At 64.9% G+C, this 24974-nt stretch carries 22 protein-coding genes; 11 read left to right on the top strand and 11 right to left on the bottom strand.

Features of this window, described 5'->3' with window-relative positions:
- Positions 1–44: 44 nt before the first annotated feature.
- Positions 45–1049 (bottom strand): AraC family transcriptional regulator, encoded by a 1005-nt coding sequence (locus JKP78_RS02410; RefSeq protein ID WP_200625987.1) that lies wholly within the window; start codon positions 1047–1049, stop codon positions 45–47.
- Positions 1050–1241: 192 nt separating this feature from the next.
- Here JKP78_RS02410 and JKP78_RS02405 point away from each other — a divergent pair, with 192 nt between their 5' ends.
- The 9 genes from JKP78_RS02405 to JKP78_RS02365 all read left to right on the top strand — a co-directional run bounded on the left by JKP78_RS02405 (position 1242) and on the right by JKP78_RS02365 (position 13710).
- Positions 1242–1820 carry an RBBP9/YdeN family alpha/beta hydrolase gene (locus tag JKP78_RS02405; RefSeq protein ID WP_200625986.1) on the top strand — a complete coding sequence of 193 codons (579 nt, stop codon included), beginning with the start codon at positions 1242–1244 and terminating at the stop codon, positions 1818–1820.
- A 74-nt stretch (positions 1821–1894) separates the two neighbouring features.
- A complete protein-coding gene (locus tag JKP78_RS02400) occupies positions 1895–3850 on the top strand; it encodes a DUF1302 domain-containing protein (RefSeq protein WP_200625985.1) in 1956 nt (651 codons plus the stop codon).
- Between the two features lie 38 nt (positions 3851–3888).
- Entirely contained in the window at positions 3889–5247 is a 1359-nt protein-coding gene (locus JKP78_RS02395) for a DUF1329 domain-containing protein (protein WP_186685025.1), read from the top strand.
- 21 nt (positions 5248–5268) lie between these two features.
- Entirely contained in the window at positions 5269–6264 is a 996-nt protein-coding gene (locus JKP78_RS02390) for a WD40/YVTN/BNR-like repeat-containing protein (protein WP_200625984.1), read from the top strand.
- Between the two features lie 15 nt (positions 6265–6279).
- Positions 6280–8745 carry an efflux RND transporter permease subunit gene (locus tag JKP78_RS02385; protein WP_200625983.1) on the top strand — a complete coding sequence of 822 codons (2466 nt, stop codon included), beginning with the start codon at positions 6280–6282 and terminating at the stop codon, positions 8743–8745.
- Positions 8738–10516: an acyl-CoA dehydrogenase C-terminal domain-containing protein gene (locus JKP78_RS02380; protein ID WP_200625982.1), complete on the top strand. Its 1779-nt coding sequence runs from the start codon at positions 8738–8740 to the stop codon at positions 10514–10516. Before JKP78_RS02385 ends, JKP78_RS02380 begins: the two co-directional genes overlap by 8 nt.
- Positions 10513–12168: a fatty acid--CoA ligase gene (locus tag JKP78_RS02375; RefSeq protein ID WP_200625981.1), complete on the top strand. Its 1656-nt coding sequence runs from the start codon at positions 10513–10515 to the stop codon at positions 12166–12168. Before JKP78_RS02380 ends, JKP78_RS02375 begins: the two co-directional genes overlap by 4 nt.
- A gap of 169 nt (positions 12169–12337) precedes the next feature.
- On the top strand, positions 12338–13138 hold the full coding sequence (locus tag JKP78_RS02370) for a lipopolysaccharide biosynthesis protein (RefSeq protein WP_186685075.1): 801 nt from the start codon (positions 12338–12340) through the stop codon (positions 13136–13138).
- A gap of 71 nt (positions 13139–13209) precedes the next feature.
- Positions 13210–13710, top strand: coding sequence for a methylated-DNA--[protein]-cysteine S-methyltransferase (locus tag JKP78_RS02365; RefSeq protein ID WP_186685035.1), 501 nt, complete (start codon positions 13210–13212; stop codon positions 13708–13710).
- A gap of 4 nt (positions 13711–13714) precedes the next feature.
- Here JKP78_RS02365 and JKP78_RS02360 read toward each other — a convergent pair whose 3' ends face one another.
- Positions 13715–13954, bottom strand: a complete 240-nt coding sequence (locus tag JKP78_RS02360; protein ID WP_170030077.1) for a hypothetical protein — start codon at positions 13952–13954, stop codon at positions 13715–13717.
- Complete coding sequence (locus JKP78_RS02355; protein WP_186685037.1) at positions 13951–14694, bottom strand: carbon-nitrogen hydrolase family protein; 744 nt, start codon at positions 14692–14694, stop codon at positions 13951–13953. The genes JKP78_RS02360 and JKP78_RS02355 overlap by 4 nt, the downstream gene beginning before the upstream one ends.
- A 281-nt stretch (positions 14695–14975) precedes the next feature.
- Here JKP78_RS02355 and JKP78_RS02350 point away from each other — a divergent pair, with 281 nt between their 5' ends.
- Complete coding sequence (locus JKP78_RS02350; protein ID WP_200625980.1) at positions 14976–15701, top strand: metallophosphoesterase; 726 nt, start codon at positions 14976–14978, stop codon at positions 15699–15701.
- On the opposite strand, the gene JKP78_RS02345 is transcribed toward JKP78_RS02350, so the two are convergent.
- Entirely contained in the window at positions 15649–16263 is a 615-nt protein-coding gene (locus JKP78_RS02345) for a LysE family translocator (RefSeq protein WP_186685041.1), read from the bottom strand. The genes JKP78_RS02350 and JKP78_RS02345 overlap by 53 nt on opposite strands.
- Before the next feature lie 99 nt (positions 16264–16362).
- Positions 16363–17187, bottom strand: a complete 825-nt coding sequence (locus JKP78_RS02340) for an AraC family transcriptional regulator (protein ID WP_200625979.1) — start codon at positions 17185–17187, stop codon at positions 16363–16365.
- Between the two features lie 130 nt (positions 17188–17317).
- Here JKP78_RS02340 and JKP78_RS02335 point away from each other — a divergent pair, with 130 nt between their 5' ends.
- Complete coding sequence (locus JKP78_RS02335; RefSeq protein ID WP_200625978.1) at positions 17318–17941, top strand: LysE family translocator; 624 nt, start codon at positions 17318–17320, stop codon at positions 17939–17941.
- Between the two features lie 7 nt (positions 17942–17948).
- On the opposite strand, the gene JKP78_RS02330 is transcribed toward JKP78_RS02335, so the two are convergent.
- From JKP78_RS02330 to JKP78_RS02305, 6 genes are all read right to left on the bottom strand, one after another.
- Positions 17949–18224: a peptidylprolyl isomerase gene (locus JKP78_RS02330; protein ID WP_013972552.1), complete on the bottom strand. Its 276-nt coding sequence runs from the start codon at positions 18222–18224 to the stop codon at positions 17949–17951.
- A 215-nt stretch (positions 18225–18439) separates the two neighbouring features.
- Positions 18440–20392, bottom strand: a complete 1953-nt coding sequence (locus JKP78_RS02325; protein WP_200625977.1) for an acetoacetate--CoA ligase — start codon at positions 20390–20392, stop codon at positions 18440–18442.
- Between the two features lie 164 nt (positions 20393–20556).
- Positions 20557–21036: a serine protease inhibitor ecotin gene (eco, locus tag JKP78_RS02320; protein WP_186690378.1), complete on the bottom strand. Its 480-nt coding sequence runs from the start codon at positions 21034–21036 to the stop codon at positions 20557–20559.
- Positions 21037–21091: 55 nt separating this feature from the next.
- Entirely contained in the window at positions 21092–21862 is a 771-nt protein-coding gene (hbdH, locus tag JKP78_RS02315) for a 3-hydroxybutyrate dehydrogenase (protein ID WP_186690377.1), read from the bottom strand.
- 10 nt (positions 21863–21872) lie between these two features.
- Positions 21873–23264: a GntP family permease gene (locus JKP78_RS02310; RefSeq protein WP_200625976.1), complete on the bottom strand. Its 1392-nt coding sequence runs from the start codon at positions 23262–23264 to the stop codon at positions 21873–21875.
- Positions 23265–23533: 269 nt separating this feature from the next.
- Positions 23534–24916, bottom strand: a complete 1383-nt coding sequence (locus JKP78_RS02305) for a sigma-54 interaction domain-containing protein (protein ID WP_200625975.1) — start codon at positions 24914–24916, stop codon at positions 23534–23536.
- Positions 24917–24974: the final 58 nt, after the last annotated feature.

Raw genomic sequence — 24974 nt, 5'->3', positions numbered from 1 at the left:
CGGTGCCATCCACCGCGTCGCCTGCTGCGCGGATGAATCCGCTCCTACACTTCATCGTGCCGGGCCCGCCAGCTGGCCGGTGGCATGCCGAACTGGGCGATGAACCAGCGAGTGAATGAGCTGGGCATGGAATAACCGAGCATGTCGGCAATGCGCCCCAGCGAATAGCCGGGGTTTTCCAGGTAACGCATCACCAGGTCGCGGCGCACGCTGTTGATCAGGTCCTTGAAGGTCAACCCGTTTTCCTCGAGACGCCGCTGCAGGGTACGCACGTTCATGCCCTGCGTCTGCGCCACCTGTTCAATGGTGGCGCGGCCCATGGGCAACAGCAGGTAGATGGTCTTGCGCAGCTCCAGCTCCAGCGACGGGGTGCCGCCCACCGGCAGGCTGTCCAGGTAACGCTGCGCCAGGCGAGCCATGGCTTCGTTGGCCTGGGGGCTGGCGCTGTCGAGATCGGCGGCGGGGCAGACAATGCCGTTGAACTCGCTGCCGAACACCAGGGTGCAGCCGAAAATGCGCCGGTGGGTCGCCAGGTCGGCCGGGGCCGCATGGGTGAAGTTGGCGCTAATCGGGTGCCAGTGGGCGCCTAGCAAGGCTGCGCACAGGCGCATCATCACGCCGATGGCCAGCTCGGTGGCCTGGCGGCTGCAGGGCGCGCGCTCGTTGATCACCTCTTCGCGAATGATCACGGTCTTGCCGGCTTCCTCGATATGAATGGCCAGGGCGTCATTGAGCAGGTGTCGGTATTGCACGATCACCTGCAATGCATCGCGCAGGCTGCGCTGGTGGCTGAGCAGCAGGCTGATTTCGCCAAAATCCGACAATTGCCGCAATTCGGCCATGCGCAGGCCGAAGCTTTCGCAGTAGCTGGCGCTGGCCGAGGCTTCCAGCAAGGCAATGACACTGGCAACCGGGATACGCCGGTTGGGGTCATCGAGCAACGCGGCACTCAGGCCTACCTGCGCCAGCAATGCCTGCGGGTTCAGGCCCAGGTGGCGGGACACTTCGAGGTAGTTGGTCAAACTGGCGGCACGGACGAGGGCAGGCATTCTTGTTGTTTTCCATATTGGTATGCCGACATGCGTTCTGTGTCTTATAGACTGCGTGTCATGAATTGAAAAGCAAAGCCCTTGGGGCCCGTTGTCATCAAATGAAAAGGCTCTGACGCCCAATGTGAAGCACCCCGAGAGCGCGCTGTTTACTGTGAATCTCAAGAGCTGCATCCCGAGACGAGGTTCACCGTGGAAAAACTGCAAACCACTGCCACCGTGTTGATTGTCCCTGGCTTGCGCGAGCATGTCGCCGAGCACTGGCAGACCTTGCTCGCCAACCGCCTGGCCAAGGTTCGCAGCGTCCCGCCGCTGCAGGTTGACGGCCTGAGCTGCATGGCCCGGGTCGAAGCGATCCAGCGTGAGCTGGAGCAGATCGACGGCGAGGTGCTGTTGGTGGCGCACAGCGCCGGGGTATTGATGGTCGCCCACTGGGCGGCGCGCTACCAGCGGCCAGTCAAGGGTGCGTTGCTGGCGGCACCACCGGACCTGAACGCGCCATGGCCAGCCCAATACCCAAGCCCGGCCAGCATGGCTGAGCATGGCTGGGCGCCGGTGCCGGACGCGCCATTGCCATTCCCGAGCATTGTCGCTGCTAGCAGCAATGACCACCTGGCCAGCTACGCCGCGGCTGGCGACCTGGCCCGTCGTTGGGGCAGTGAACTGATCAACCTGGGGGCCGTTGGCCACCTCAACCCAGCGTCCGGTTTCGGCCATTGGCCGCTGGCCGAAGCCCTGGTCCGCCGCCTGGATAACCCGAACCTGCAATAGCGCATGGACGCCCCAGCCACGCCCGCAAAAAGACGGGTGGCGTAAAAACAATAACAATACGTGGAGCCATCGTAATGCCAGTAACCCGCATTCACCGTGCTGTGAAGCCACAGCGCTGCCTGCTCGCTTGCGCCGTCAGCCTGCTCGCGCTACCCGCCGCCCAAGCATTGGAAGTCGACACCGGCAATGAAAGCTGGGCCGTACGCTTCGACAACACCGTCAAGTACAACTACGGCGTGCGCACCGAAAGCGCCGACCAGCACCTGTTGGGCACGCCCAACAGCAACGACGGTGACTACAACTTCCGCAAGGCCGGCACCAACATCACCAACCGTGTCGACCTGCTGACCGAACTGGATGTGGTTTACCAGGGCAATACCGGTTTCCGGGTCAGCACCGCCAGCTGGTACGACAAGGCCTATGACAACACCGGTTCCAATAGCAACCCTTTCGTCAACGGCAACGGTGACCAGTCCGGCATCAATCCCAGCCTCAATGGCCTGCCCGGCACCGGTGTGCCGCTGGGTAGCCCGCACCTGAGCAATTACGCCCAGCGTTACTACAGCGGGCCTTCAGGTGAAGTGCTGGATGCCTTCGTGTTCTTCAGCCGTGAAGTCGGCGAGGCCTCGCAGGTCAGCGCCAAGCTCGGCCAGCACAACCTGTTCTGGGGTGAAACCCTGCTCAACCCGGTGCACTCGTTGAGCTACGGCCAGTCGGGCCTCGACCTGGCCAAGCTGGCCGCCTCGCCGGGCACCGAGGCCAAGGAGCTGTTCGTGCCGCGCAACCAGCTGTCGACCTCGTTCCTGGTCAACTCCGAACTGACCCTGGGCGCCCAGTACTTCTTCGACTGGGACGCCGCCCGTCTGCCCGAGGCCGGCACCTACTATGGCGGTTCGGATGTGGTAGGTGAGGGCGCGCAGAGCTTCCTGCTCGGCCACACCGGCACCCCGGGGCTGATACCGGTGCGTGGCGCGCTGACCAGCATCCGCCGTGGCCACGACCTGCAGCCTGGCAAGAGCGGCGACTGGGGCATCATGGCCAAATGGTCGCCCGAGTGGCTGGGCGGCACCCTCGGCTTCTACTACCGCAAGACTTCCGAAATACTGCCGCAGGCGTGGCTCGATGCACGCGGCATGACTGTCGCCAACGGCCCGTTCGGCAACCCGCCGGGCAGCCGTCAGGGCGCGGTCGGCAACCTGTACAACTCGTTGCAGGGCACCACGTACCAGTTCGCCTACGCCGACAACATCGACATCTACGGCCTGAGCCTGTCCAAGGATGTGGCCGGCATCAGCGTCGGTAGCGACCTGAATATCCGCCACAACATGCCCCTGGCAAGCATCCCGGCCATCGTCAGCGCGCCTGGCCGCGGCGGCCTGGGGGGCGGCTTCGGCCTGCTGCCGGCCCGCCTGCCCAGCAGCGGGGTGATCTACGACGTGCCCAGCGACGGTGACGGCATGGGCGCCACCGGTGACACCCTGCACTGGACCTTGAACGGCCTGATGACCCTGGGTGACACGCCGCTGTTCGACTCGGCAACCCTGCTTGGCGAGCTGTTCTACAGCAACCTGCTCAAGCTCGATAGCCACAACGCGGCCTTGTACAAGGGCAAGGGCAGCTACCGCGGCATCGACAAGGCCACCCGCGACAACTGGGGCATCGCCGTCAACTTCACCCCCACCTGGTACCAGGTGCTGCCGGGCATGGACCTGAGCATGCCGCTGTCGGTCAACGTCGGCCTCGACGGCGTGTCGCCGGTGCAAGGCGGCGGCGCCGAGAACACCGGCAACTACGCGGTGGGCGTCAGCGCCGCGATCTACAACCAGTACTTCGTCGACCTCAAGTACGTCGACAGCTTCGGTGAGACCAAGGCCTGCAAGGATGGCCAGACCGATGGCAGCACCCCCAACGCCCTCGACGGCGAACAGGATTACACCTGCTACGGCGGTGGCTATGCCTCCTTGTCCGGTAGTGGTGCCACCACCGAGGACCGTGGCGCCCTGTATCTGACCGTCAAGACCACCTTCTGAGTCCTCTTTCCCAGAGCCTGCACAGGAACACAACCATCATGAACTTCGTACGTACCCTGCTGGCCTCGTGCCTGTCCTTGGCTGCGCTGAACGCTGCCCAGGCCGCTGTTTCCAATGACCAGGCCGCGCGCCTGGATACCAGCCTGACCGCCGTTGGCGCGGAGAAGGCCGGCAATGCCGATGGCTCCATCCCGGCCTACCAGGGCGGCCTGCTGACGCCGCCAGCCAGCTACCAGAACGGCGCCAGCATGCGCCCCGATCCGTTCGCCAGCGACAAGCCGCTGCTGGTCATCGACGGCAAGAACGCCGAGCAGTACAAGGGCCAGCTGACCGCCACCACTCTGGAACTGCTAAAGCGCTACCCCAGCTACCGCGTCGATGTGTACCCGACCCACCGTAGCGTGGCGCTGCCGCAAGCGGTACTGGACAACACCCGCAAGAACGCCACTGCCGCCAACAGCAAGGAGGGCGGCACGGCGGTGGACAACGTGCTGCCGGGCATTCCGTTCCCCATTCCGCAGAACGGCGCCGAGGCCATGTGGAACTTCCTGCTGCGCTACCAGGGCGTGAGCATGACCGCCAAGTACGACTCGTGGAACGTCGATGCCGCCGGCAAGCCATCACTCTCCACTACCGGCCAGGCCAACATCAGCTACCCGATCTACGAGGACATGGCCAAGCCGATCGGCGCCAAGGACACCTATTACCAGATGAAGCTGGTGTACACCGGGCCCGCACGCCGCGCCGGCGAAGCGATGATGCTGCGCGATGCCGCCAACCCGCTGGTGCAGCCACGCAGCGCCTGGCAGTACCTGCCTGGCCAGCGCCGGGTAAAGCTGGCACCGAACCTGGCCTATGACACGCCCAACCCGGGTACCTCTGGCTCGGGTACCTACGATGACGTGTTCGTCTTCAACGGTGCGCTGGACCGCTACGACTGGACCCTGGTCGGCAAGCAGGAAATGTACGTGCCATACAACACCTACCAGCTGACCTACAACACCGACGTCAAGCAGGTGATCACGCCCAACCACCTGGCGCCGCAGTTCGTGCGTTGGGAGAAGCACCGGGTATGGGTGGTGGAAGGCAAGCTCAAGGACGGCGCACGCCACATCTACCACAAACGCCGCTTCTACCTTGACGAAGACAGCTGGATCGCCCTGGCTTCGGACCAGTACGACGCCCGTGGCCAGCTGTACCGCGGTTCGTTCGCCTTCCTCACCCAGAGCTACGACAAGCAGACCCCGGATGCCACGCCGTTCATGATCTACGACCTGATCGGCGGCACCTACAACCTCAACGGTGTGGTGGGGGCCTATGGCGGCATCCGCTACATCGAGCCATTGTCGAAAACCCAGTGGTCACCCGAATCGCTGGCCGGCAACGGCATTCGCTGAACCTACCGAGCAGAGGTGGCAATGTCTGTGTTCAAACGATGCAGCGTGGTGTTACTGGCTCTGGCCACGCTGCAGGGCGCGGTGCAGGCGGCGCCCTTCACCGATGTGCTGGACCTGCCGGCCATGCCCACCACGCTGGCCGCCAGCAGCGCCTTGCGCGATGTGGCCATGGCCGGGCAGCGCCTGGTCGCGGTGGGCCCGCGCGGGCACATCGTGTATTCCGATGACCACGGCGCGCACTGGCAGCAGGCCCAGGTGCCGGTCAGCGCCGACCTGAACGCCGTGAGCTTCGTCAACGCCGAACTGGGCTGGGCGGTCGGCCACGACGGTGTGGTGCTGCACAGCCGCGATGGCGGTGTGCACTGGCACAAACAGCTGGATGGCCGGACGCTGGCCGAGCGGCTGCCGGAAGTGGGCAGCGACAACGTCTTGCTCGATGTGTGGTTCAGTGATGCCGGCAACGGCTATGCGGTGGGCCTGTTCAACCTGCTGCTGCATACCACGGATGGCGGCGAGCACTGGCAACCCTGGCTGGAACACAGCGACAACCCGCAAGGCCTGCACCTGACCAGCCTGGCCGCCGTCGGTGATGAACTGTACATCACCGGCGAGCAAGGCCTGCTGCTCAAGCGCGACGGTGAGCGCTTCATTCGTGTCGCAACACCTTATACCGGCACGTTGTTCGGCGCGGTTGGCAAGCCCGGCTGGCTGCTGGTGTATGGCCTGCGTGGGCACGCCTACCGCAGCACCGACGGCGGCCAGCAATGGCAGCCGGTAAACACCGGCATCCACACCAGCCTGACCGCCGCCGGCATCGACCGTGACGGGCAGCTGTGGCTGGCCAGCCAGGCCGGCGACCTGTTGCTCAGCCGGGATGAGGGCGCCCGTTTCAGCCCGCTGGCGCAAAGTGCGCGCGGTCCGGTGACTGCGCTTGCCACCGATGCCGGCCACGGCCTGGTGCTGGTTGGCGAACGCGGCGTGCGCACCCAGGCCGGTATTCCCACGTTGCACCCATAACAAGAGAAGACCCTGATGGCCGCTATCCGCCAAGACACCCTGCCGGTAATCCGCGATCTCGATGCGTTCGACCCACGCTCGGGCAACGCGCTGGAGCGCCTGGTGTTCAACCATCGCCTGTCGTTCGTGCTGGGCATGCTGTTGGTCACGCTGGTGCTGGGCTACATGGCCCTGACCCGCCTGGAGCTGCGCCCCAGCTTCGACAAGATGCTGCCGCAGAGCCACCCCTATATCCACAACTACCTGGAAAACCGCTCATCGCTGCGTGGCCTGGGTAACGCGGTGCGGGTAGTGGTGGAGAATACCCAGGGCGACATCTTCGACCCCGGCTACTTGCAGACCCTGCGGCACATAAACGACGAACTGTTCCTCAGCCAGGGCGTGGACCGGGCCTGGGTGAAATCGCTGTGGAGCCCGGCGGTGCGCTGGACCGAGGTAACCGAAGAGGGCTTCCAGGGCGGCCCGGTGATGCCAGACGGCTACCAGGGGGCGGCAGCTGATATCGAACAACTGCGGCAGAATATCGAGCGCGCCAACATCGTCGGCAGCCTGGTGGCGCGTGATTTCAAGTCGAGCATGCTGATCGTGCCGTTGCTCGACCAGGATTCGGCCACGGGCAAAGGCCTCGACTACCACGCCTTCTCGGAAAAGCTCGAACAGTTGCGCAGCCAGTACCAGGCCAGCGGCCAGTACCGTATCCATGTGATCGGCTTCGCCAAGCTGGTGGGCGACCTGATCGACGGGCTGATCCAGATGATGGCGTTCTTCGCCCTGGCGCTGCTGACCAGCCTGGTGATCATCTACTGCTACACCCGCTGCGTGCGCAGTACCCTGTTGGTGGTGCTGTGTTCGCTGACAGCAGTGGTGTGGCAGCTGGGCATCGTTGCCTGGCTGGGCTATGCCATCGACCCGTATTCGATCCTGGTGCCGTTCCTGATCTTCGCCATCGGCGTGTCGCACGCCGCGCAGAAGATGAACGGCATTCTCCAGGACATTGGCCGTGGCACCCACCGCCAGGTGGCTGCGCGTTATACCTTCCGCCGCCTGTTCGTTGCCGGGGTTACTGCTTTGCTGGCCGATGCGGTGGGCTTTGCCGTGTTGATGCTGATCGATATCCCGGTGATCCAGGACCTGGCCATCACCGCCAGCATTGGTGTGGCGGTGTTGATCTTCACCTCGTTGCTGTTGATGCCGGTGGCGCTGTCGTATGTCGGGGTCGGCCGCAAGGCTGCCGAGCGAGCGCTGGCTATCGACGCCCGTGCCGCGCGGCATCGAGGCTTCGGCCGGCTTTGGGACCTGCTCGACCGTTTCACCGAACGCAAATGGGCCAGCGCCGCTTTGCTGGCCGCCCTGGTGCTGGCGGTACTCGGCATCCGGGGCAGCCTGCAACTGCAGATCGGTGACCTGGACAGTGGCGCACCCGAGCTGCGCGCGGACTCGCGCTACAACCTCGACAACGCCTACATCACCCAGCATTACGCGCTGTCCAGCGACACCTTCGCGGTGATGGTCAAGACCGCCCCGGAAGGCTGCCTGCAATACCAGACGCTGGTCCTGGCCGACCGCCTGGCCTGGGAACTGCAGCAATTGCCAGGCGTGCAGACCACCGTGTCGCTGGCCAACGCCGTGCGCCAGATCACCGCCGGTACCTACGAAGGCAACCCGCGCCTGAACAGCCTGCAGCACAACCAGGACGTGCTCAACTATGCCGCCCAGCAGGCCTCGGTCAATGCCCCGGAGCTGTTCAACAACGATTGCTCGTTGATGCCGGTCATTGCCTACCTGAAGGACCACCGTGCCGACACCCTGGCCCAGGTGGCTGCCGTGGCCGAGCGCTTTGCCCAGGCCAACAGCAACGCCGAACAGCAGTTCCTGCTGGCTGCCGGCAGCGCCGGCATCGAGGCCGCCACCAACGTGGTGGTGCGCGAGGCCAACCATCGCATGCTGTTACTGGTATACCTGGCGGTCACGCTGTTCTGCCTGTTCACCTTCCGCAGCTGGCGCGCCACGTTGGTCGCGATCCTGCCGCTGATGCTCACCTCGGTGCTGTGCGAAGCGCTGATGGTGGCCATGGGCATCGGCGTCAAGGTTGCCACCTTACCGGTGATCGCCCTTGGCGTGGGCATCGGCGTGGACTATGCGCTGTACCTGCTCAGCGTGCAACTGCACTACCAGCGCACCGGGCTGAGCCTGGCCCAGGCCTACCAGAAAGCCGTGGCCTTCACTGGTCGGGTGGTGGGGCTGGTCGGCATCACCCTGGCCGCCGGGGTGGTTGGCTGGGCCTGGTCGCCAATCAAGTTCCAGGCCGACATGGGCCTGCTGCTGACCTTCATGTTCCTGTGGAACATGCTTGGCGCGCTGGTGCTGATCCCCGCGTTATCGCATTTCCTCTTGCGTGGTCAGGCCGCTGCGGTGCCTGCCGAGGCCCAGGCCACGCCGCTTCCGCAAACCCAAGCAACCGAGTGCTCGCCTCATGTCTGATTACTTTCCGCCACTGCGCGACATGGATTTTCTGTTCAACGAAGTGTTCGACATCCCGGCCTGGTGGGCGCAAACCCCCGCCCTGGCCGAGCAGGTCGATGGCGACACGGCCCGGGCCGTGCTCGAACAGGCCGGGCGCCTGATTGCCGAGGTGGTGGCGCCGCTCAACCGCAGTGGCGACGAGCAAGGCTGCCGCTGGGACGCCGGCCAGGTACGGACCCCCGATGGCTTCGCCGACGCCTACCGGGCCTTCGCCGCCGATGGCTGGGTCGGCGTAGCGGGCGCCCCCGAGTACGGGGGCATGGGCATGCCGAAAGTGATCGGTGCCCAGCTCGAAGAAATGCTCAATGCCGCCAACCTGTCGTTCGGCCTGTACCCGATGCTGACGGCCGGGGCCTGCCTGGCGCTGCTCAACCATGCCAGCGAGCCGTTGAAGGCGCTGTACCTGCCGCCCATGTACCAAGGGCGCTGGGCGGGTTCGATGTGCCTCACCGAGCCCCATGCCGGTACCGACCTGGGTCTGATCCGCACCCGTGCCGAACCAGGCGCCGATGGCCGCTACCGCATAACCGGGACCAAGATCTTCATCACGGGCGGTGAGCAGGACCTGACCGAGAACATCATCCACCTGGTGCTGGCGCGGTTGCCGGATGCGCCCGCCGGGCCGAAGGGCATCTCGCTGTTCCTGGTGCCCAAGGTGCTGGTCGATGCCGACGGTGCGCTGGGCGCGGCCAATACGCTGAGTTGCGGTTCGATCGAGCACAAGATGGGCATCAAGGCTTCGGCCACCTGCGTGATGAACTTCGACGCTGCCATCGGCTACCTGATCGGCGAGCCGAACAAGGGCCTCAATGCCATGTTCACCATGATGAACTACGAGCGTCTGGGTGTGGGTATCCAGGGCCTGGCCCTGGGCGAACGGTCCTACCAGGGCGCCATCGCCTACGCCCGCGACCGCCTGCAGGGCCGCGCGCCGACGGGCGCCGAAGCGCCGGGGCAAAGTGCCGACCCGATCGTCGTCCACCCGGACGTGCGGCGCATGCTGCTGACCATGAAAGCGCTGAACGAAGGTGGGAGGGCGTTTTCCACGTATGTGGCGCTGCAACTGGACCTGGCCAAGTACAGCGAAGACCCTGTCGCGCGTGCCGGTGCCGAGGCCAGGGTGGCATTGCTCACTCCGGTGGCCAAGGCGTTCCTCACCGACATGGCGCTGGAGACCACCGTGCACGGCCAGCAGGTACTGGGCGGCCATGGCTATATCCGTGAATGGGGCCAGGAGCAATTGGTCCGCGACTGTCGCATTACCCAGATCTACGAAGGCACCAACGGCATCCAGGCGCTCGACCTGGTGGGGCGCAAGCTGCTGGCCGATGGCGGCCAGGCCTATCGCAGTGTGTCCGCCGAAATCGGCGCGTTCGCCGAGGCGTTGCCGGCAGCCTGTGCCGAGTTCGGCGCGCCGCTGCTGGCTGCGCTGCGCAACCTCGACGAGCTGACCGCCTGGTTGCTCGACCGCGCCCAGGCCAACCCGCGCGAGCTGGGTGCGGCGGCGGTGGAGTACCTGCACGTATTTGGCTACACCTTCTACGCCTACCTGTGGGCACGCATGGCAGTGGTATGCCAGGGCCACCCGGCGCCCGAGCCGTTGCACCAGGGCAAGCTGGGCACCGCTCGCTTCTACTTTGCACGGCTGCTGCCGCGCATCCATTCGCTGAGCGCCAGTGTCAGGGCCGGCAGCGACAGCCTGTACCTGCTCGAGGCCGGCCAGCTATGAACAGCATCAGCACGGCCACCACCCGTATCATGCCTGCGGCCGAGCAGGCCTATGCCTACCCACTGCTGGTCAAGCGCCTGCTGCTGTCGGGCGTGCGCTACCAGCCCAACCAGGAAATCGTCTACGCCGACAAGCTGCGCTACAGCTACACCACGTTGCTCGAACGCATCCGGCGGCTGGCCAATGTGCTGACCGCTGCCGGGGTGAAGCCAGGCGACACCGTGGCCTTGCTCGACTGGGACAGCCACCGTGCGCTGGAATGCTTCTTTGCCGTGCCGATGCTGGGCGCGGTATTGCATACGGTGAACGTACGGCTGTCCAGCGAGCAAGTGCGCTACACCATGAACCATGCCGAGGACCGCCTGGTACTGGTGCACGACGACTTCCTGCCGTTGATGGCGCAGTTACGCGCTGACCTGCCGACGGTCCGGGGCTTCATCCGCCTCAGCGACGGTGACCGCGACGCGCAGGGCGTACCGCTGCTGGGTGAGTACGAAGGGTTGTTGGCAGCTGCCAAGCCGCAGTTCGAGTTTGCCGATTTCGACGAGCATTCGCTGGCCACGCTGTTCTATACCAGCGGGACCACCGGCAACCCCAAGGGGGTGTATTTCAGCCACCGGCAACTGGTGCTGCATACCCTGGTCGAGCAGGGCACCCTGGCGGCCTGCGGCGAGCTGCCGCTGCTGCGCAGTGGCGATGTGTACATGCCCATCACGCCGATGTTCCACGTGCATGCCTGGGGCATACCCTATGTGGCCACGGCGCTGGGGATCAAGCAGGTCTACCCTGGGCGTTACGAGCCCAACCGGCTGGTGCGCCTGTACCGCGACGAGGGCGTGACGTTTTCTCATTGCGTGCCCACGGTGCTACAGATGATGCTGGACAGCGACGAAGGGCGACGATCCGACCTGAGCGGCTGGAAGATGCTGCTGGGCGGCAGCGCACTGACCTTGGGCCTGGCGCAGCGCGCCAGCGCGCGCGGCATCAGCGTGCACTGTGGCTACGGCATGTCGGAAAGCTGCCCGCTGCTCAGCATCACCCACCTCAGTGCCGAGCTGCTGGCACTGCCCATGGCACAACAGCTGCCGCTGCGTATCGACGCCGGCGTGCCGATTGCCCTGGTCGACCTGCGCATCGTCGACAGCGAGGGCAGGGAGGTGCCACACGACGGCGAAAGCCTGGGCGAAATCGTGGTGCGCGCGCCATGGCTGACCCAGGGCTACCTCCACGAACCGCAGCAGGGCGCCGCCTTGTGGCTGGGCGGCTGGATGCACACCGGTGACCTGGCCTGCATCGACGCGGCAGGGGTGGTACGTATTCGCGACCGGATCAAGGATGTGATCAAGACCGGCGGTGAATGGGTCAGTTCGGTGGCCCTGGAAAACCTCATCAGCCAGCACCCGTCTGTCGCTTCGGTGGCGGTGATCGGCATCCCGGACCCTCAGTGGGGCGAGCAACCGCTGGCATTGGTGGTGTGTCGTGAGGGCATGCAGTTTGATCAGCCGACACTGGCTGGGCACTTGCAGCCGTTTGTCGACCAGGGGCAGCTCAACAAATGGGCAATACCCCGGCAGTTGCGTTGTGTGCTGGAGATCCCCAAAACCAGCGTCGGCAAGATCGACAAGAAGCGCATCCGCCAGGGGCTCAGCTGAGTGATGGCGGGCCTCGACCCTGTCGCTGGCGTACTGGCGACAGGCTCAGGCTGCGGGCCTGAGGCCCGATCAGGCGGCGGCCATGCGGTTGACCGACGTCAAGTGGTCGGGTAAAAGGGGCCGCAGCTTCCGTTGTGTGGTTGCACTGTCCATTCCAGAGATGCCATTGATCAGTACATTTTCATCGCAGCCCGGCGTTGAACGCGGGGCGTTCTGCAGCTTCGAGGCATGTCGCAATACCCAGCAGGGCCCTGTCGTGATTCTGGCCTCGGGTGCTTCAGCCAGGCACTTCCCGCTGGCCGAGTTCGCCCACCTGCCGATCATCGCCATGAACGGCTCGGTGGCCATGACCGCCGAGCACGCTATCAGGCCGTTCTTCTACCTGTGCACGGACAAGAGCTTTCGCGAGCAGCAGCCGGCCTTGTTCGCCACTGCCCTGCGCGACAGCGAACGCCTGGCACTGTGGCCGGAGCAATATGCCGGTGCCGAGGTGCCAGCCAGCACCGCGTGCTATGCCTTGCACAAGGCTGACGCACCGGGGCTGCTGGGCGGTTTGCGCGGCCATGGTGACAGCTACGTGTGCAGCCGCGCACTGTGGAGCAAGCGTGCCCGCTCGATTGCCTTCAGCAAGGACCTGGCCCAGGGCTTCTACGATGCCCGCACGGTGGCCTACGTCGCCTTGCAACTGGCCTATCACCTGGGCTTCGACAAGGTGCTGCTGGTCGGGGTGGACCTCGACCAGACCGCTGGCCGCTTCTATGAGAGCGGCCAGGGCCAGCGTTCGCCGTGCGGGCTGGACCAGCACTGGGACAGCCGCATCCTGCCGTCGCTGACGTTGATGGCCAGGGAGGTGGTCAACGAACACTTCCAGGTCTACAACCTGTCGGCAACTTCGCGCATTCCAGCCGAGCTGATCCCCAAGGTCGATCTCGAGCAGGCACGGCGCATCGCCGGCTGCGCGATTGCCTGAGCAAGAAAGCGGATGCAGGCAAGGCTGTGGATGCGTACAGTGAGCTGATCGCACCCTGGCAGGAGCCCGTCATGTCCAGCGCCTTCACCTTCATGCAATCTCCCGTCGGCACCTTGACCCTGGTGGCCCGTGGCGAGTGCCTGGCAGCCGTACTGTGGGAGGCGGAGCGGGAAAACCGTGTGCGTCTCGGCGCCTTGCACCGCGACGACCAGTGCCCGGTATTGCTGGAAACCGCCCGCCAGCTCGGTGAATACTTTGCCGGCAAGCGCCAGCGTTTCGACCTGGCGCTGGATTTTGCCGGCACCGAATTCCAGCGCCAGGTATGGGCCGCGCTGCTGGAGATACCCTTTGGTGAAACGCGCAGCTACAGCGACATTGCCCGGCACATCGGCAACCCTGCCGCGGTGCGTGCGGTCGGTGCTGCCAATGGCCGCAACCCGATCTCGATCATCGCCCCATGCCACCGCGTGATCGGCGCCTCGGGCAGCCTGACCGGGTTTGCCGGCGGCCTGGCGGCCAAGCAGTACCTGTTGGCGCTGGAGGGGCGGCAAAGCCTGGCGCTGGACCTGTAGCGGTTTAGAACCAGCTGGCGACCAGGCAGGCCAACACCGCCAGCAGCGAACCGGCCATCATGGTGTAGCGCCGCTGGGCCCGACGTGCATGGGACCTGACGGCGCGCAGGTATTCGCCAGGTGGCGGCGCATCGGGGCGCTGGCGCAAGCCCTCGGCAATATCGGCCAACTGTCCCTGGATCAGCAGGCCGGTCAGGTAATAGGTGCAGGCATAGCTCAGCACGGCCAGAAACACATAGCTCATGGCGAGTGCCGGCTCAGGGGTACAGCCATGGCACTGGCGGTGCTGGTGTCCAGCACTATCAACCCTTCGTTACGATCATCCAGGTTGGCCAGCAGGCGCCCTTGGCTGTCCCAGGCCGCCGAACCACCCGCGCCGATGAATGTGTCGGCCGGCCCTACGCAGTTGGCCAGCAACACCGGCATAGCCAGTTGCCGAGCCAGTTTGGGGTAGTGTGCGTAGCCCTCGCGAATGCCTTTGGCGGTTTTCGCCACGCTGACCAGGTAAAGGTCGGCACCTTGCTCCCGCGCGCTGGCCGCATGGGCCATGAACATCGATTCGTAACAGATTGCTGGCGCTATCCGGTGTGCCCCCAGTTGCAGCAGCAAGGCCTGGTCGCCCGGGGTGAACCAGGGCAGTTCATCGTCATGCAGCCGCTGCTTGGCATAAGCCTGGCGCGGTACACCGGGGCTGAAGATCGGCATGCCGATGCGGATACCCTCGGCTGCCGGCAGCGGCAGGCCCACGGCTACGCTGATGCCAAGCCGGTCACAGGCGGCCTGCAGCGGGTCGAGTTGCGCAGCATTGACGGCCAACGCGGTCTGTTGCGCAAGGGTTGGCTCATAGCCGCTCAGCGACAGTTCAGGGAACACTACCAGTTGCGCGCCAAGGGCGGCAGCCTGGTCAATGCAGGCCAGGTGGCGTTCGAGGTTGGCTGGCACATCGCCCTTGAGCGATGCCAGTTGTACGGCGCACAGCTTCATCAAACACCCTCCCTGGTCCAGGCCGAAACGCTGAGGATACGCTGCTCGGCAGAGTGCGATCCAGTGAAGTGTTTTTCAGGTAAGCGGGGGCGTGGCAAAGCGCGCAAACCCGTCGCCGGGCCGGGCCGTTGGGCGATCGAAGCGCACTTCATCTGCGCGGCCGGGGCGGCTTGTGCCATGCTGTGGCTTAACAGGGCCATGCGCATGGCCCTTCAGGGCGGTACGCAGGTGTTGGTGCCAGCAGTGGCTCGGGCGTGCCGCAGCAACAGAGGACGAGTGTAATGGAACGCTTTCGGCGGGTGGCTGCCAATACCCGCGGGCGGGACCTGGCGGTGGGCGATATCCACGGTCACTTCCAGCGCCTGCAGGCATGCCTTGAGGCGGTCGGGTTCGACCCGGCGGTGGACCGCCTGTTTAGTGTCGGTGACCTGGTCGACCGCGGGCCGCACAGCGAAGCAGTGCTGGACTGGCTGGCGCAGCCCTGGCTGCATGCGGTGCAGGGTAACCACGAAGCCTTGGCGATCACCCGCCTGCGCGGTGGGCGGCTCGACCTGGACATGTATCGCGCGGCCGGCGGCGGCTGGTTTCTCGACCTGCCGCCGGGGGAGCAGTTGCGTTACGTCGAACGCTTCGAGCAACTGCCGATCGCCCTGGAGGTGGAAACCGCCAACGGCCCGGTTGGCCTGCTGCATGCCGACAGTCCGTTTGCCGACTGGGAGCTGTTGCGTACCTGGCTGGAGCTGGATGACGACCCCGAGGTGCTGGAGGTGTGCCAGTGGTCGCGGCGGCGCTTGAAGGAAGGCGACACCCGGCCGGTGAAGGGCTTGCGGGCCTTGCTGGTCGGCCACACGCCGGTATTGCGGGCGAAACAGCTGGGGAATGTCTGGCACCTGGATACCGGGGGTTGGGCCAGCGGCCATTTCAGCCTCATGGACCTGGCCACGCTGCAGCTGCTCAGCGCTGCGCCAGGTGCAGCAACAGCGCCATGGCCAACACCACCAGCATGACCCCCGAGGCCCGTTCCAGCCACGGCAGGCTGCGGGCGAAACGGCGCAACACCAAGGGGTTGCCGATGGCCACGGCCACCAGCAGGTCCCACAGCAGCACGATGCTGAACATCCACACGGCGCAGGCTGCTTTCCAGCCGGCACTGGCGCTGCTGAACATGCTGGCCAGGCTGGCATAGAACAACCCGTTCTTGGGGTTGAGCACGCCCGACAGAAAACCCGTACCCAGGCTGCGCCACCAGCCTGCCACGGCCTGGTTACCGGCCACGCTGCCCAGGCTGGGTTGCCCGGCGTGGCGCAGGAACAGCACGCCGAGGTACAACAGGTAGCCGGCACCGGCCAGTTGCAGGGTGCTGAACAGCAGGCTGCCTTGCTGGAGCACCGACAGGCCGGTGAAGGCCACGACGATGAACATGCCATTGGCCAGGGCGATACCCAGGCAGGCGCCGCTGGCAACCCGCCAGCCACTGTTGATCGAGGTGCGCGCGACCAGGAAGAAGTCCGGGCCGGGGGAAAGCAGGGCGAGGAAGTGGGCGAGGGCGACGATCAGGAACGGCTGCATGGGTGGGCTGCTCTGGTGGAAAAGCCGAACTCTGCCCTGCGCCAGCCACCCCGTATTGAACAATATTGCAAACCCGGTCAGCAGCGGCTGTCCGTATCGCTATTCAGCCCCTCGATATTGCCCTGGGGTCACCCCCACATGGGCCTTGAACACCCGCTGGAAATGGCTCTGGTCGGCAAAGCCCAGCCGGTAGGCGACCTCTGCCAGCGCCTGCCCTTCACCCAGCAGCGCCCGGCCACGGTTGACCCGTGCATTGACCAGGTAGGCATGCGGGGTAAAGCCAGTGGCCGCGCGAAAGGCGCGGATCAACTGATATCGGCCAACCCCGGCTTTTCGGGCCAGTGCATCGAGATTCAACTGTGCCGGGTCAAGGCCCTCTATAGCTGCGATCAACCCGCTCAAAGCATTCGCCCCCAGGGCGGGTGCCGGTGCCAGCGGTGGATGCGCGGTAAAATCCAGGTCACCCAGGAAGGCAACCAGCGCGGCATCCTTTTCGCCACTGCTGGCGCTGGAAAACAATAACCGGTTCAGCTCGCAGAACTGTCGGTATACCTCAGGGTCGCGACAGATGCGTGCCGGTCCACCGGGTCCTCCACCGTGTTCTTCACCGGTCAGCGCCGACTCCTGGCGCAAACGGGCCAGCCAGTCGGCCGCTACATGCAGCATCTGGTAGCTCCAGGCCTGCCCGGGCTCGGGGTTGCAGGCATGCACACAGCGGGCCGGGACCATGACCAGCGTTCCGGGCGTAAGGCGTTCCTGCCCGTTACCAGCGCCGGTAAAGTGACTGACGCCAGCATCCACCGCACCGATGGAGAACGTCGGGTGGCTATGGGCCTTGTAGCAGGCCCGGCTATGGCAGGCGCGGCGGCTTTCGACATGCGGCAGGGCCGGGTCGCGCCACAGCGTGGCATGGGAACGGGGCATCATGGTAATCCTCGGCATGGCCGGCAGCTTATCAGGCGCGGCGCACCCATACAGTTTTTTCCGCTGGCTGTAACTTGACCGTCAGGCCCGTATCCGCCGCAATAGACGCCTGTTCGCCAGAGGAAAGACAATGGACCTTTCAAGCCTGCTGCTGTTCATCCCCGCCTGCTTTGCCTTGAACATGGCACCGGGGCCGAACAACCTGCTGTCGCTGCACAACGCCAGCCGCTACGGCCTGCGCACGGCATGTGTGGCCGGTGGCGGGCGCATCGTCGCCTTCAGCGGCATGATCGCCCTGGCTGCCATGGGCCTGGCCGTGGTGCTGCATACCAGCGAGTACCTGTTTCTGGCCATCAAGGTGCTCGGGGCAGGGTACCTGTTCTACATCGCCTGGCAGCTGTGGCGGGCGCCGGTGGGCGAAGCGCTGGTGGCCGCAGATCACCCGCGCGGCACCTGGCGCCTGGCGCGCCAGGAGTTCTGGGTAGCAGCCGGCAACCCCAAGGCGATTCTGATCTTCACCGCCTTCCTGCCGCAGTTCGTCTCGGTCGGCAGTGCCACGCCGGTGAGCGAGCAGTTCCTCTGGCTGGGGGTATTGTTCCTGCTGTTGGAGTGGGCCGCCATCGCCATCTACGCCGGCCTCGGTGCCTACCTGCAGCGCTGGTTCAGCCAGCCCGGCCCACGCCGGCTGTTCAACCGGATCAGCGCCTCCCTGCTGGGCTGTGCCGGCCTCGGCCTGCTGGCTGCGCGCCGCTAGGCGGCCATCAGTCGCGATAGAAGGTTTGCACCAGGTGATAGCCGAACTTGCTCTTGATCGGCCCGTGGACCACGCGCAGGGGCTTCTTGAAAATCACCTGGTCGATGGCGCCGACCATCTGCCCTGGGCGGATCTCGCCCAGGTCACCGCCGCGCTTGCCTGAGGGGCAGGTCGAGAATTTTTTTGCCAGGACGTCGAAAGCCTCGCCATTGGCGATGCGCTGCTTGAGCTTTTCGGCTTCGTCAGCGGTCTTGACCAGGATGTGGCGGGCTTGGGCTTTCATGGCAGTACAGTACCTGTGCTTCGCGGGTGCAAAAGGCGCACATTATGCCCGACTTACCCCGCTTGAAGCCATTACGCATGCCCTGTAGGAGCGGCCTTGCGTCGCGATGGGCTGCGCAGCGGCCCCAGGTTTTCAGCTCCGCAGCACAGATTGACGGGGCTGCTGCGCAGCCCATCGCGACGCAAGGCCGCTCCTACAATTGCCAGGCATAAACGTCAGCTTTGCAATTCCTTGCGTCCACGAAACTGCTCCAGTGCCTCCGGGTTGGCCAGGGCGTCGGTATTCTTCACCGGCAGGCCATGCACCACATTGCGCACCGCCAGCTCCACCACCTTGCCGCTGATGGTCCGCGGGATGTCATCGACCTGGGCGATCACCGCCGGCACATGGCGCGGCGTGGTGTACTGACGGATCACCTGGCGGATCTGCTGGCGCAGGGCATCGTCCAGCTGCAGGCCGTCACGCAGGCGCACGAACAGCACCACCCGCACATCGCCGTTCCAGTCCTGGCCGATGGCCACGCTTTCCAGTACCTGCGCGACCTTTTCCACCTGGCGGTAGATCTCCGCCGTGCCAATGCGCACGCCACCGGGGTTGAGCACGGCATCGGAGCGGCCATGGATCACCAACCCACCGTCGGCGCGCTGTTCGGCGTAGTCGCCCTGGGCCCACACCCCGGGGAACTGGCTGAAATAGGCGTCGTGATAACGGCTGCCGTCCGGGTCATGCCAGAACCCCAGCGGCATTGACGGGAAATGGTGCGTGCACACCAGTTCGCCTTTTTCGCCCAGTACCGGCTGACCGTGCTCGTTCCACACTTCCACTGCCATGCCCAGGCCCTTGCACTGGATTTCGCCACGGCGCACCGGCAGGGTCGGGTTGCCCAGCACGAAGCAGGAGACAATGTCGGTGCCGCCGGACATGGACGCCAGGCACAGGTCGGCCTTGACCTTGCGGTACACGTAATCGTAGCTGTGTGGCGACAACGGCGAGCCAGTGGACAGCAACAGCCGCAAGCTGGTCAGGCGATGGCTTGCCGCCGGTTCCAGGCCTGCCTGTTCCAGAGCCGCCAGGTACTTGGCACTGGTACCGAAGGCCTGGATGCCCTCGGCGTCGATCAGGTCGAGCAGCCGTTCGGGGCCAGGGTGAAAGGGCGAGCCGTCATACAGCACCAGCGTTGTACCCACGGCCAGGCCGCTGGCCAGCCAGTTCCACATCATCCAGCCGCAGGTGGTGTAGTAGAACAGCACATCATCGGCCTTCAGGTCATTGTGCAGGCCGTGTTCCTTGAGGTGTTGCAACAACACCCCGCCCGCGCGGTGGACGATGCACTTGGGCGCGCCAGTGGTGCCGCTGGAATACAGGATGTACAGCGGATGATCGAACGGCAGTGGGGTGAAGCAGGGTTCGCCGCCAGGCTGGAAGTACTCGTCCCACAAGCTGACGTTGGCAGCCTGGAACTCGTCGCCACGCGTACCGCTGCGGGTATGGGGGACCACGATCAGCTGTTGCAGCCCGGGCAACTGCGCGCACACCTGGTTGACCTTGTCTACCTGGTCGATGTCCTTGCCGGCGTATTGGTAACCGGCACAGGCGATCAGCAGCCTGGGTTCGATCTGGCCGAAGCGATCGATGATGCCGTGTACACCGAACTCGGGCGACGAACTGGACCAGACGGCGCCGAGGCCAGTGCAGGCCAGCATGGCGACCAGAGTTTGCCAGGTATTGGGCATGATCGCGGCGACCCGGTCGCCGGGGCCGATGCCGGCTGCCTTGAAGGCTTTTTGCAACCCGCCCACCTGAGCTGCCAGCTGGGCATGGGTCAGTACCTGGCGTTGCCCGTCTTCACGCACGCTGACCAGGGCCGGGCGGTCATCACGGCGGCGCAGCAGGTGTTCGGCGAAGTTCAGTGTGGCCTGGTTGAACCAGCGGGCATCGGGCATTTGCGCACCTTCGCTGAGCACCTGGCTCGGCGGGGTATGCCAGTGAACGTGGAAATAGTCGGCGAGGGTTTGCCAGAAGGCCGGGCGCTGTTCGTTGCTCCAGCGGTGCAGCGCGTGGTAGTCGTCGAGCTGCAGGTTGTAGCGCAGGTTGACCCAGCGGCGGAAAGCGTCCATCCGGCTGGCCGCGATCTGCGCCGTGGAGGGGCGCCAGAGCACATCGTTCATGCCGTACCTCCTGCTACTGCCAGATGTGGGCCTGAACCTGTAGGAGCGGCCTTGCGTCGCGATGGGCTGCGAAGCAGCCCCGACAATTTGTGCTGCGAAGCTGAAAATCCGGGCCTGCTTCGCAGCCCATCGCGACGCAAGGCCGCTCCTACAAGGAACGGTGTTTACTCTACTTTAGCCCTTTGCACGTCCTGCGATGCGCTCCAGATGCGGTAGCGCACTTCGACATCCTTGGGCACATACACCACCACCGGCAGTTTGCTGTTGTAGCGCAGCATGAAGCCTTCACCGACCACCGGCACGAAGGCCTCGGTGTGCTTGCCATCCGGGCAGGCCATCAGGGTGCTGGCCGGGCCGCTGACCTTGTCCAGGCGGTAGTAGCTGTAACCCCAGCCTTCCAGGGTACGTTCTTCCAGGCTGCCGCCCAGGCGTTGACGGTTGCAGTCCACCTGCAGGGTCTTGCCGGCGAGGATTTCCAGTTGGTAGGCCGATTCATCGGCCTGAGCCGGCAGGTGAATGACTTGCCGGGTGAAGCCTTTTTCCGCCTCGGGGTAGGGCGCGACATCTTTCAGGCTGGTAGCTGACGCTTGCGTGGCAGCCGCCAGGGTCAGGGTCAGGATTGCGGTCATCGGGGTTGGGCGCATAGGGCCTCCTTGCAGATAGACGAATGCCAGGCCAGCGCCAGGACCAGGCCGCCCGTCACTGGGCCAACCAGCCACCATCGACGTTCCACGCGGCACCGCGAACCTGGCTTGCGGCCTCGCTGCACAGGAATAGTACCAGCTCGCCCAGGTGCTCGGGGGTAACGAAGGCCAGTGAGGGTTGCTTTTCAGCCAGCAGATCATGTTGCGCTTGTAGCGGATCGCCGCCGTTGGCGGCACGATCGTCGATCTGCTTCTGCACCAGCGGGGTCAGCACCCAGCCTGGGCAGATGGCATTGCAGGTGACGTTGCTGGTGGCGGTTTCCAGGCCCACCACCTTGGTCAGGCCGACCACGCCGTGCTTGGCCGCCACATAGGCCGCCTTGCCGGTCGAGCCGACCAGGCCATGCACCGAAGCGATGTTGATGATGCGTCCCCAGTTGCGGGTGCGCATGCCAGGCAAGGCCAGCCGTGTACCGTGAAACACGGCTGACAGGTTGAGGGCGATGATCTTGTCCCAGCTTTCTGGCGGAAACTGCTCCACCGGCGCCACATGCTGGATCCCGGCGTTGTTGACGAGGATGTCGACGCCGCCGAACGCCTGCTCGGCCTGGGTGAACAGCGCCTCGATCTGGGCCACGTCCGACAGGTCGGCCGGGTGATGGACCCCCTTCACCCCGTACCGGGCGATCTCGGCCAGCGCCGCCGTCGGGTCGCCAAAGCCATTGAGCACGATGTTGGCGCCCGCGCGGGCCAGCACCTGGGCAATGCCCAGGCCGATGCCGCTGGTCGAGCCGGTCACGAGTGCAGTCTTGCCATTGAGGGTCATGCAATGCTCCTTAGACGATACCGGTGGCGTAGAACGTGGTGATGACCACGAACACCGCCAGGGTCTTGATCAGGGTGATACCGAAAATGTCCTTGTAGGCCTCGCGGTGGGTCAGCCCGGTCACCGCCAGCAAGGTGATGACTGCGCCATTGTGCGGCAGGGTGTCCATGCCGCCGCTGGCCATGGCCGCTACCCGGTGCAGCACTTCCAGCGGAATGTGGGCGGCATTGGCCGCGGCAATGAAACTGTCGCCCATGGCCGCCAGGGCGATGCTCATGCCGCCCGAGGCAGACCCGGTGATCCCGGCCAGCAAGGTCACGGTGATGGCCTCGTTGACCAGCGGGTTGGGGATGCCGCGCAGGGCGTCGGCCAGCACCAGGAAGCCCGGCAGCGAGGCGATCACCGCGCCAAAACCGTATTCCGAGGCGGTGTTCATGGCCGCCAGCAAGGCGCCGGCCACGGCACTCTTGCTGCCTTCGGCCAGGCGTGTGCGAATGGCGCCGAAGGCACACACCAGCACCATCAGGATGCCTACCAGCAAGGCCGCCTGCACCGCCCAGATCGCTGTCAGCTTGGCCACGTCGCTTTGCACCGGTGCGCTCATGCCAGGCAGTTGCAGGCTGTGGCTGGAGCCGTACCATTGCGGGATCCAGTGGGTGAAGAGCAGGTTCATCACCCCCACCAGCAGCAGCGGCGACAAGGCCAGCCAGGGGTTGGGCAAGGCCAGGTCGGCAGCGGTTTCCGGTTCGTTGCGCAAGTTGCTGCCGTAGCCTTCACCGGCACGTTGTGCCTTGTTGCGCTGGCGCTGCAGGTAGGCCATGCCCGCACAGAACACGAACAGCGTGCCGATCAGGCCCAGCCAGGGCGCGGCCCAGGCGGTGGTGTTGAAGAAGGTGCTGGGGATGATGTTCTGGATCTGCGGGGTGCCGGGCAGGGCGTCCATGGTGAACGAGAATGCGCCCAGGGCGATGGTGGCCGGAATCAGTCGTTTGGGGATGTTGCTCTGGCGGAACATCTCGGCGGCGAACGGGTACACCGCGAACACCACCACGAATAGCGAAACACCGCCGTAGGTGAGCAGGGCGCAGACCAGCACGATCACCAGCATCGCCTGGCGGGTGCCGAGCACGCGGATGGCCGCGGCGACGATCGAGCGGGAGAAGCCCGACAGCTCGATCAGCTTGCCGAACACCGCCCCCAGCAGGAACACCGGGAAGTAGAGTTTGATGAAACCGACCATTTTTTCCATGAACACCCCGGTGAAAGCAGGCGCTACGGCAGACGGGTCGGTGAGCAGCACGGCGCCGAGGGCGGCGATCGGGGCGAAGAGGATTACGCTGTAGCCACGGTAGGCGGCGAGCATCAGCAGGGCCAAGGCGGCGAGGGCGATGAGCACGGTCATCGGGGTGGGTCTCCTGGGTGAGTCTTGTTTTTATCGGTGCCCAGGCATTAGCGGGAATCGTGCCAGTTTCTAAGTTATTGAATTTTATGGTTAATTTGTTTTTAACTTGGTTTTTGTCTCTGATTTGAGATTTTTCTGACCGCTTTGCGGCCATCGCGACGCAAGGCCGCTCCTACACAGACACCGCGATAACCTGTAGGGGCGGCCTCATGTCGCGATCGTGGGCGCAGCTTTCGCAGCAATCTCCAGATAGAAAAGAAAGTCTCAAATTAGAGACCAAGCGCTACCATCTTCTTGTACAAGGTCGATCGACCCAGCCCCAACGCGGCTGCAGCCTCTGGCACATTTCCTTCATGCTCGGCCAGTGCCCTGGCAATCAACTCGCGCTCGAACTGCGCACAGGCCTCACGATAGCTCTGGCGCACGGGCGCCTCCGCCGCCGGGCTCAACGGCCCCAACGCCGTACGCAGGTCGCCAGCCCCGAGCCGCGGCTGGTCTGCCAGCAAGGCGGCCCGCTCCAGCACATTGCGCAATTCGCGGATATTCCCCGGCCAGGCATGTCGCGCCAGCAGTTGCTGCGCTTCAGGCTCCAGCTCGTACTGGCTGCCGAGCTCGCTGAGGATGGCCTCGCACAGTGCCGGCAGGTCCTCCAGCCGTTGTCGCAGCGGTGGCACCTCGATCGGTAGCACGTTGAGCCGGTAATACAGGTCGGCACGGAACGCGCCGCGGGCGATGGCGGCCTGCAGGTCGATCGAGGTGGCGGCTATGATGCGCACGTCGCTGCGCAGCATCTGGTTGGAACCAACCGGTTCGTATTCCTTCTCCTGCAGCACGCGCAACAGCTTGCTTTGCAGCGCCAGCGGCATGTCACCGATCTCGTCGAGAAACAGCGTGCCGCCTTCGGCCAGTTGCAGCTTGCCACTGCGGCCCTTGCGGTCGGCGCCAGTGAAGGCGCCGGGGGCGGTACCGAAGAATTCGGCCTCCAGCAGCGTTTCCGGGATCGCTGCGCTGTTGATGCTGACAAAGGCCTTGTGCGCGCGCGCCGATGCTGCGTGGATGGCGTGGGCCAGCAGCTCCTTGCCGGTGCCGGTTTCGCCCAGCAGCAACACCGGCGAATCACTGCTGGCGCCACGCCGGGCGCGGCGCTTGGCCTCCAGGCTGGCAGCGCTGCTGCCAACGAACTGGGCGAAGCTGTATTTGGCCTGGCGGGCGCGTAGCTGCGAGCGGGTCGAGGCCAGTTCCTGCTGCATGCTGGAGTAGCGTTTGAGCAGGGGCGACAAGCTGCGCAGTTGATCGAACAGGGCAAAGCCGATGGCACCGATCAGCGTGCCCTGGTCATCGTGGATGGGCAGGCGCATGACCACCAGCGGCTCGTTGGAGGTATCGAGCATGTCGAGCAGGATCGGCCGGCCATTGTTCACCACCTCGCGCATCAGGCTACCCGGTATCACTGCCTCGCACGGCTGGCCGATGGCGCCGGCGGCATCGGCCAGGCCAAAACGCCGGGCATAGCGTTCGTTCATCCACACGATGCGTGCCTGGCGGTCGACGATCACCGTGCCTTCGCTGGACTGTTCGATGATCTCGAACAGCGAGCGGATCGCCAGTTGCCGTACCTGGGGGTAGTCCTTGAGGCTGTCGCTGTCGTGCATGGGTCAAGTTCCGAATCATGTAAAAGCAGTGCCGGCCTGTTCACGGGTAAACCCGTTC

The organism is Pseudomonas sp. LAM2023 (genome assembly GCF_016620375.1).
In the GTDB taxonomy this organism is placed as follows: Bacteria; Pseudomonadota; Gammaproteobacteria; order Pseudomonadales; family Pseudomonadaceae; genus Aquipseudomonas; species Aquipseudomonas anuradhapurensis.
Note: the sequence above shows the minus strand (reverse complement) of the source record. Positions and strands in the feature narration are given on the sequence as shown.

Coding starts and splice junctions, on each gene's coding strand:
- JKP78_RS02380 (WP_200625982.1), top strand. CDS start 8,738: ATGTCTGATTACTTTCCGCCACTGCGCGACATGGATTTTCTGTTCAAC.
- JKP78_RS02330 (WP_013972552.1), bottom strand. CDS start 18,224: ATGAAAGCCCAAGCCCGCCACATCCTGGTCAAGACCGCTGACGAAGCC.
- JKP78_RS02375 (WP_200625981.1), top strand. CDS start 10,513: ATGAACAGCATCAGCACGGCCACCACCCGTATCATGCCTGCGGCCGAG.
- JKP78_RS02410 (WP_200625987.1), bottom strand. CDS start 1,049: ATGCCTGCCCTCGTCCGTGCCGCCAGTTTGACCAACTACCTCGAAGTG.
- JKP78_RS02325 (WP_200625977.1), bottom strand. CDS start 20,392: ATGAACGATGTGCTCTGGCGCCCCTCCACGGCGCAGATCGCGGCCAGC.
- JKP78_RS02305 (WP_200625975.1), bottom strand. CDS start 24,916: ATGCACGACAGCGACAGCCTCAAGGACTACCCCCAGGTACGGCAACTG.
- JKP78_RS02335 (WP_200625978.1), top strand. CDS start 17,318: ATGGACCTTTCAAGCCTGCTGCTGTTCATCCCCGCCTGCTTTGCCTTG.
- JKP78_RS02365 (WP_186685035.1), top strand. CDS start 13,210: ATGTCCAGCGCCTTCACCTTCATGCAATCTCCCGTCGGCACCTTGACC.
- JKP78_RS02390 (WP_200625984.1), top strand. CDS start 5,269: ATGTCTGTGTTCAAACGATGCAGCGTGGTGTTACTGGCTCTGGCCACG.
- JKP78_RS02395 (WP_186685025.1), top strand. CDS start 3,889: ATGAACTTCGTACGTACCCTGCTGGCCTCGTGCCTGTCCTTGGCTGCG.
- hbdH (WP_186690377.1), bottom strand. CDS start 21,862: ATGACCCTCAATGGCAAGACTGCACTCGTGACCGGCTCGACCAGCGGC.
- JKP78_RS02360 (WP_170030077.1), bottom strand. CDS start 13,954: ATGAGCTATGTGTTTCTGGCCGTGCTGAGCTATGCCTGCACCTATTAC.
- JKP78_RS02345 (WP_186685041.1), bottom strand. CDS start 16,263: ATGCAGCCGTTCCTGATCGTCGCCCTCGCCCACTTCCTCGCCCTGCTT.
- JKP78_RS02355 (WP_186685037.1), bottom strand. CDS start 14,694: ATGAAGCTGTGCGCCGTACAACTGGCATCGCTCAAGGGCGATGTGCCA.
- eco (WP_186690378.1), bottom strand. CDS start 21,036: ATGCGCCCAACCCCGATGACCGCAATCCTGACCCTGACCCTGGCGGCT.
- JKP78_RS02400 (WP_200625985.1), top strand. CDS start 1,895: ATGCCAGTAACCCGCATTCACCGTGCTGTGAAGCCACAGCGCTGCCTG.
- JKP78_RS02340 (WP_200625979.1), bottom strand. CDS start 17,187: ATGCCCCGTTCCCATGCCACGCTGTGGCGCGACCCGGCCCTGCCGCAT.
- JKP78_RS02350 (WP_200625980.1), top strand. CDS start 14,976: ATGGAACGCTTTCGGCGGGTGGCTGCCAATACCCGCGGGCGGGACCTG.
- JKP78_RS02385 (WP_200625983.1), top strand. CDS start 6,280: ATGGCCGCTATCCGCCAAGACACCCTGCCGGTAATCCGCGATCTCGAT.
- JKP78_RS02310 (WP_200625976.1), bottom strand. CDS start 23,264: ATGACCGTGCTCATCGCCCTCGCCGCCTTGGCCCTGCTGATGCTCGCC.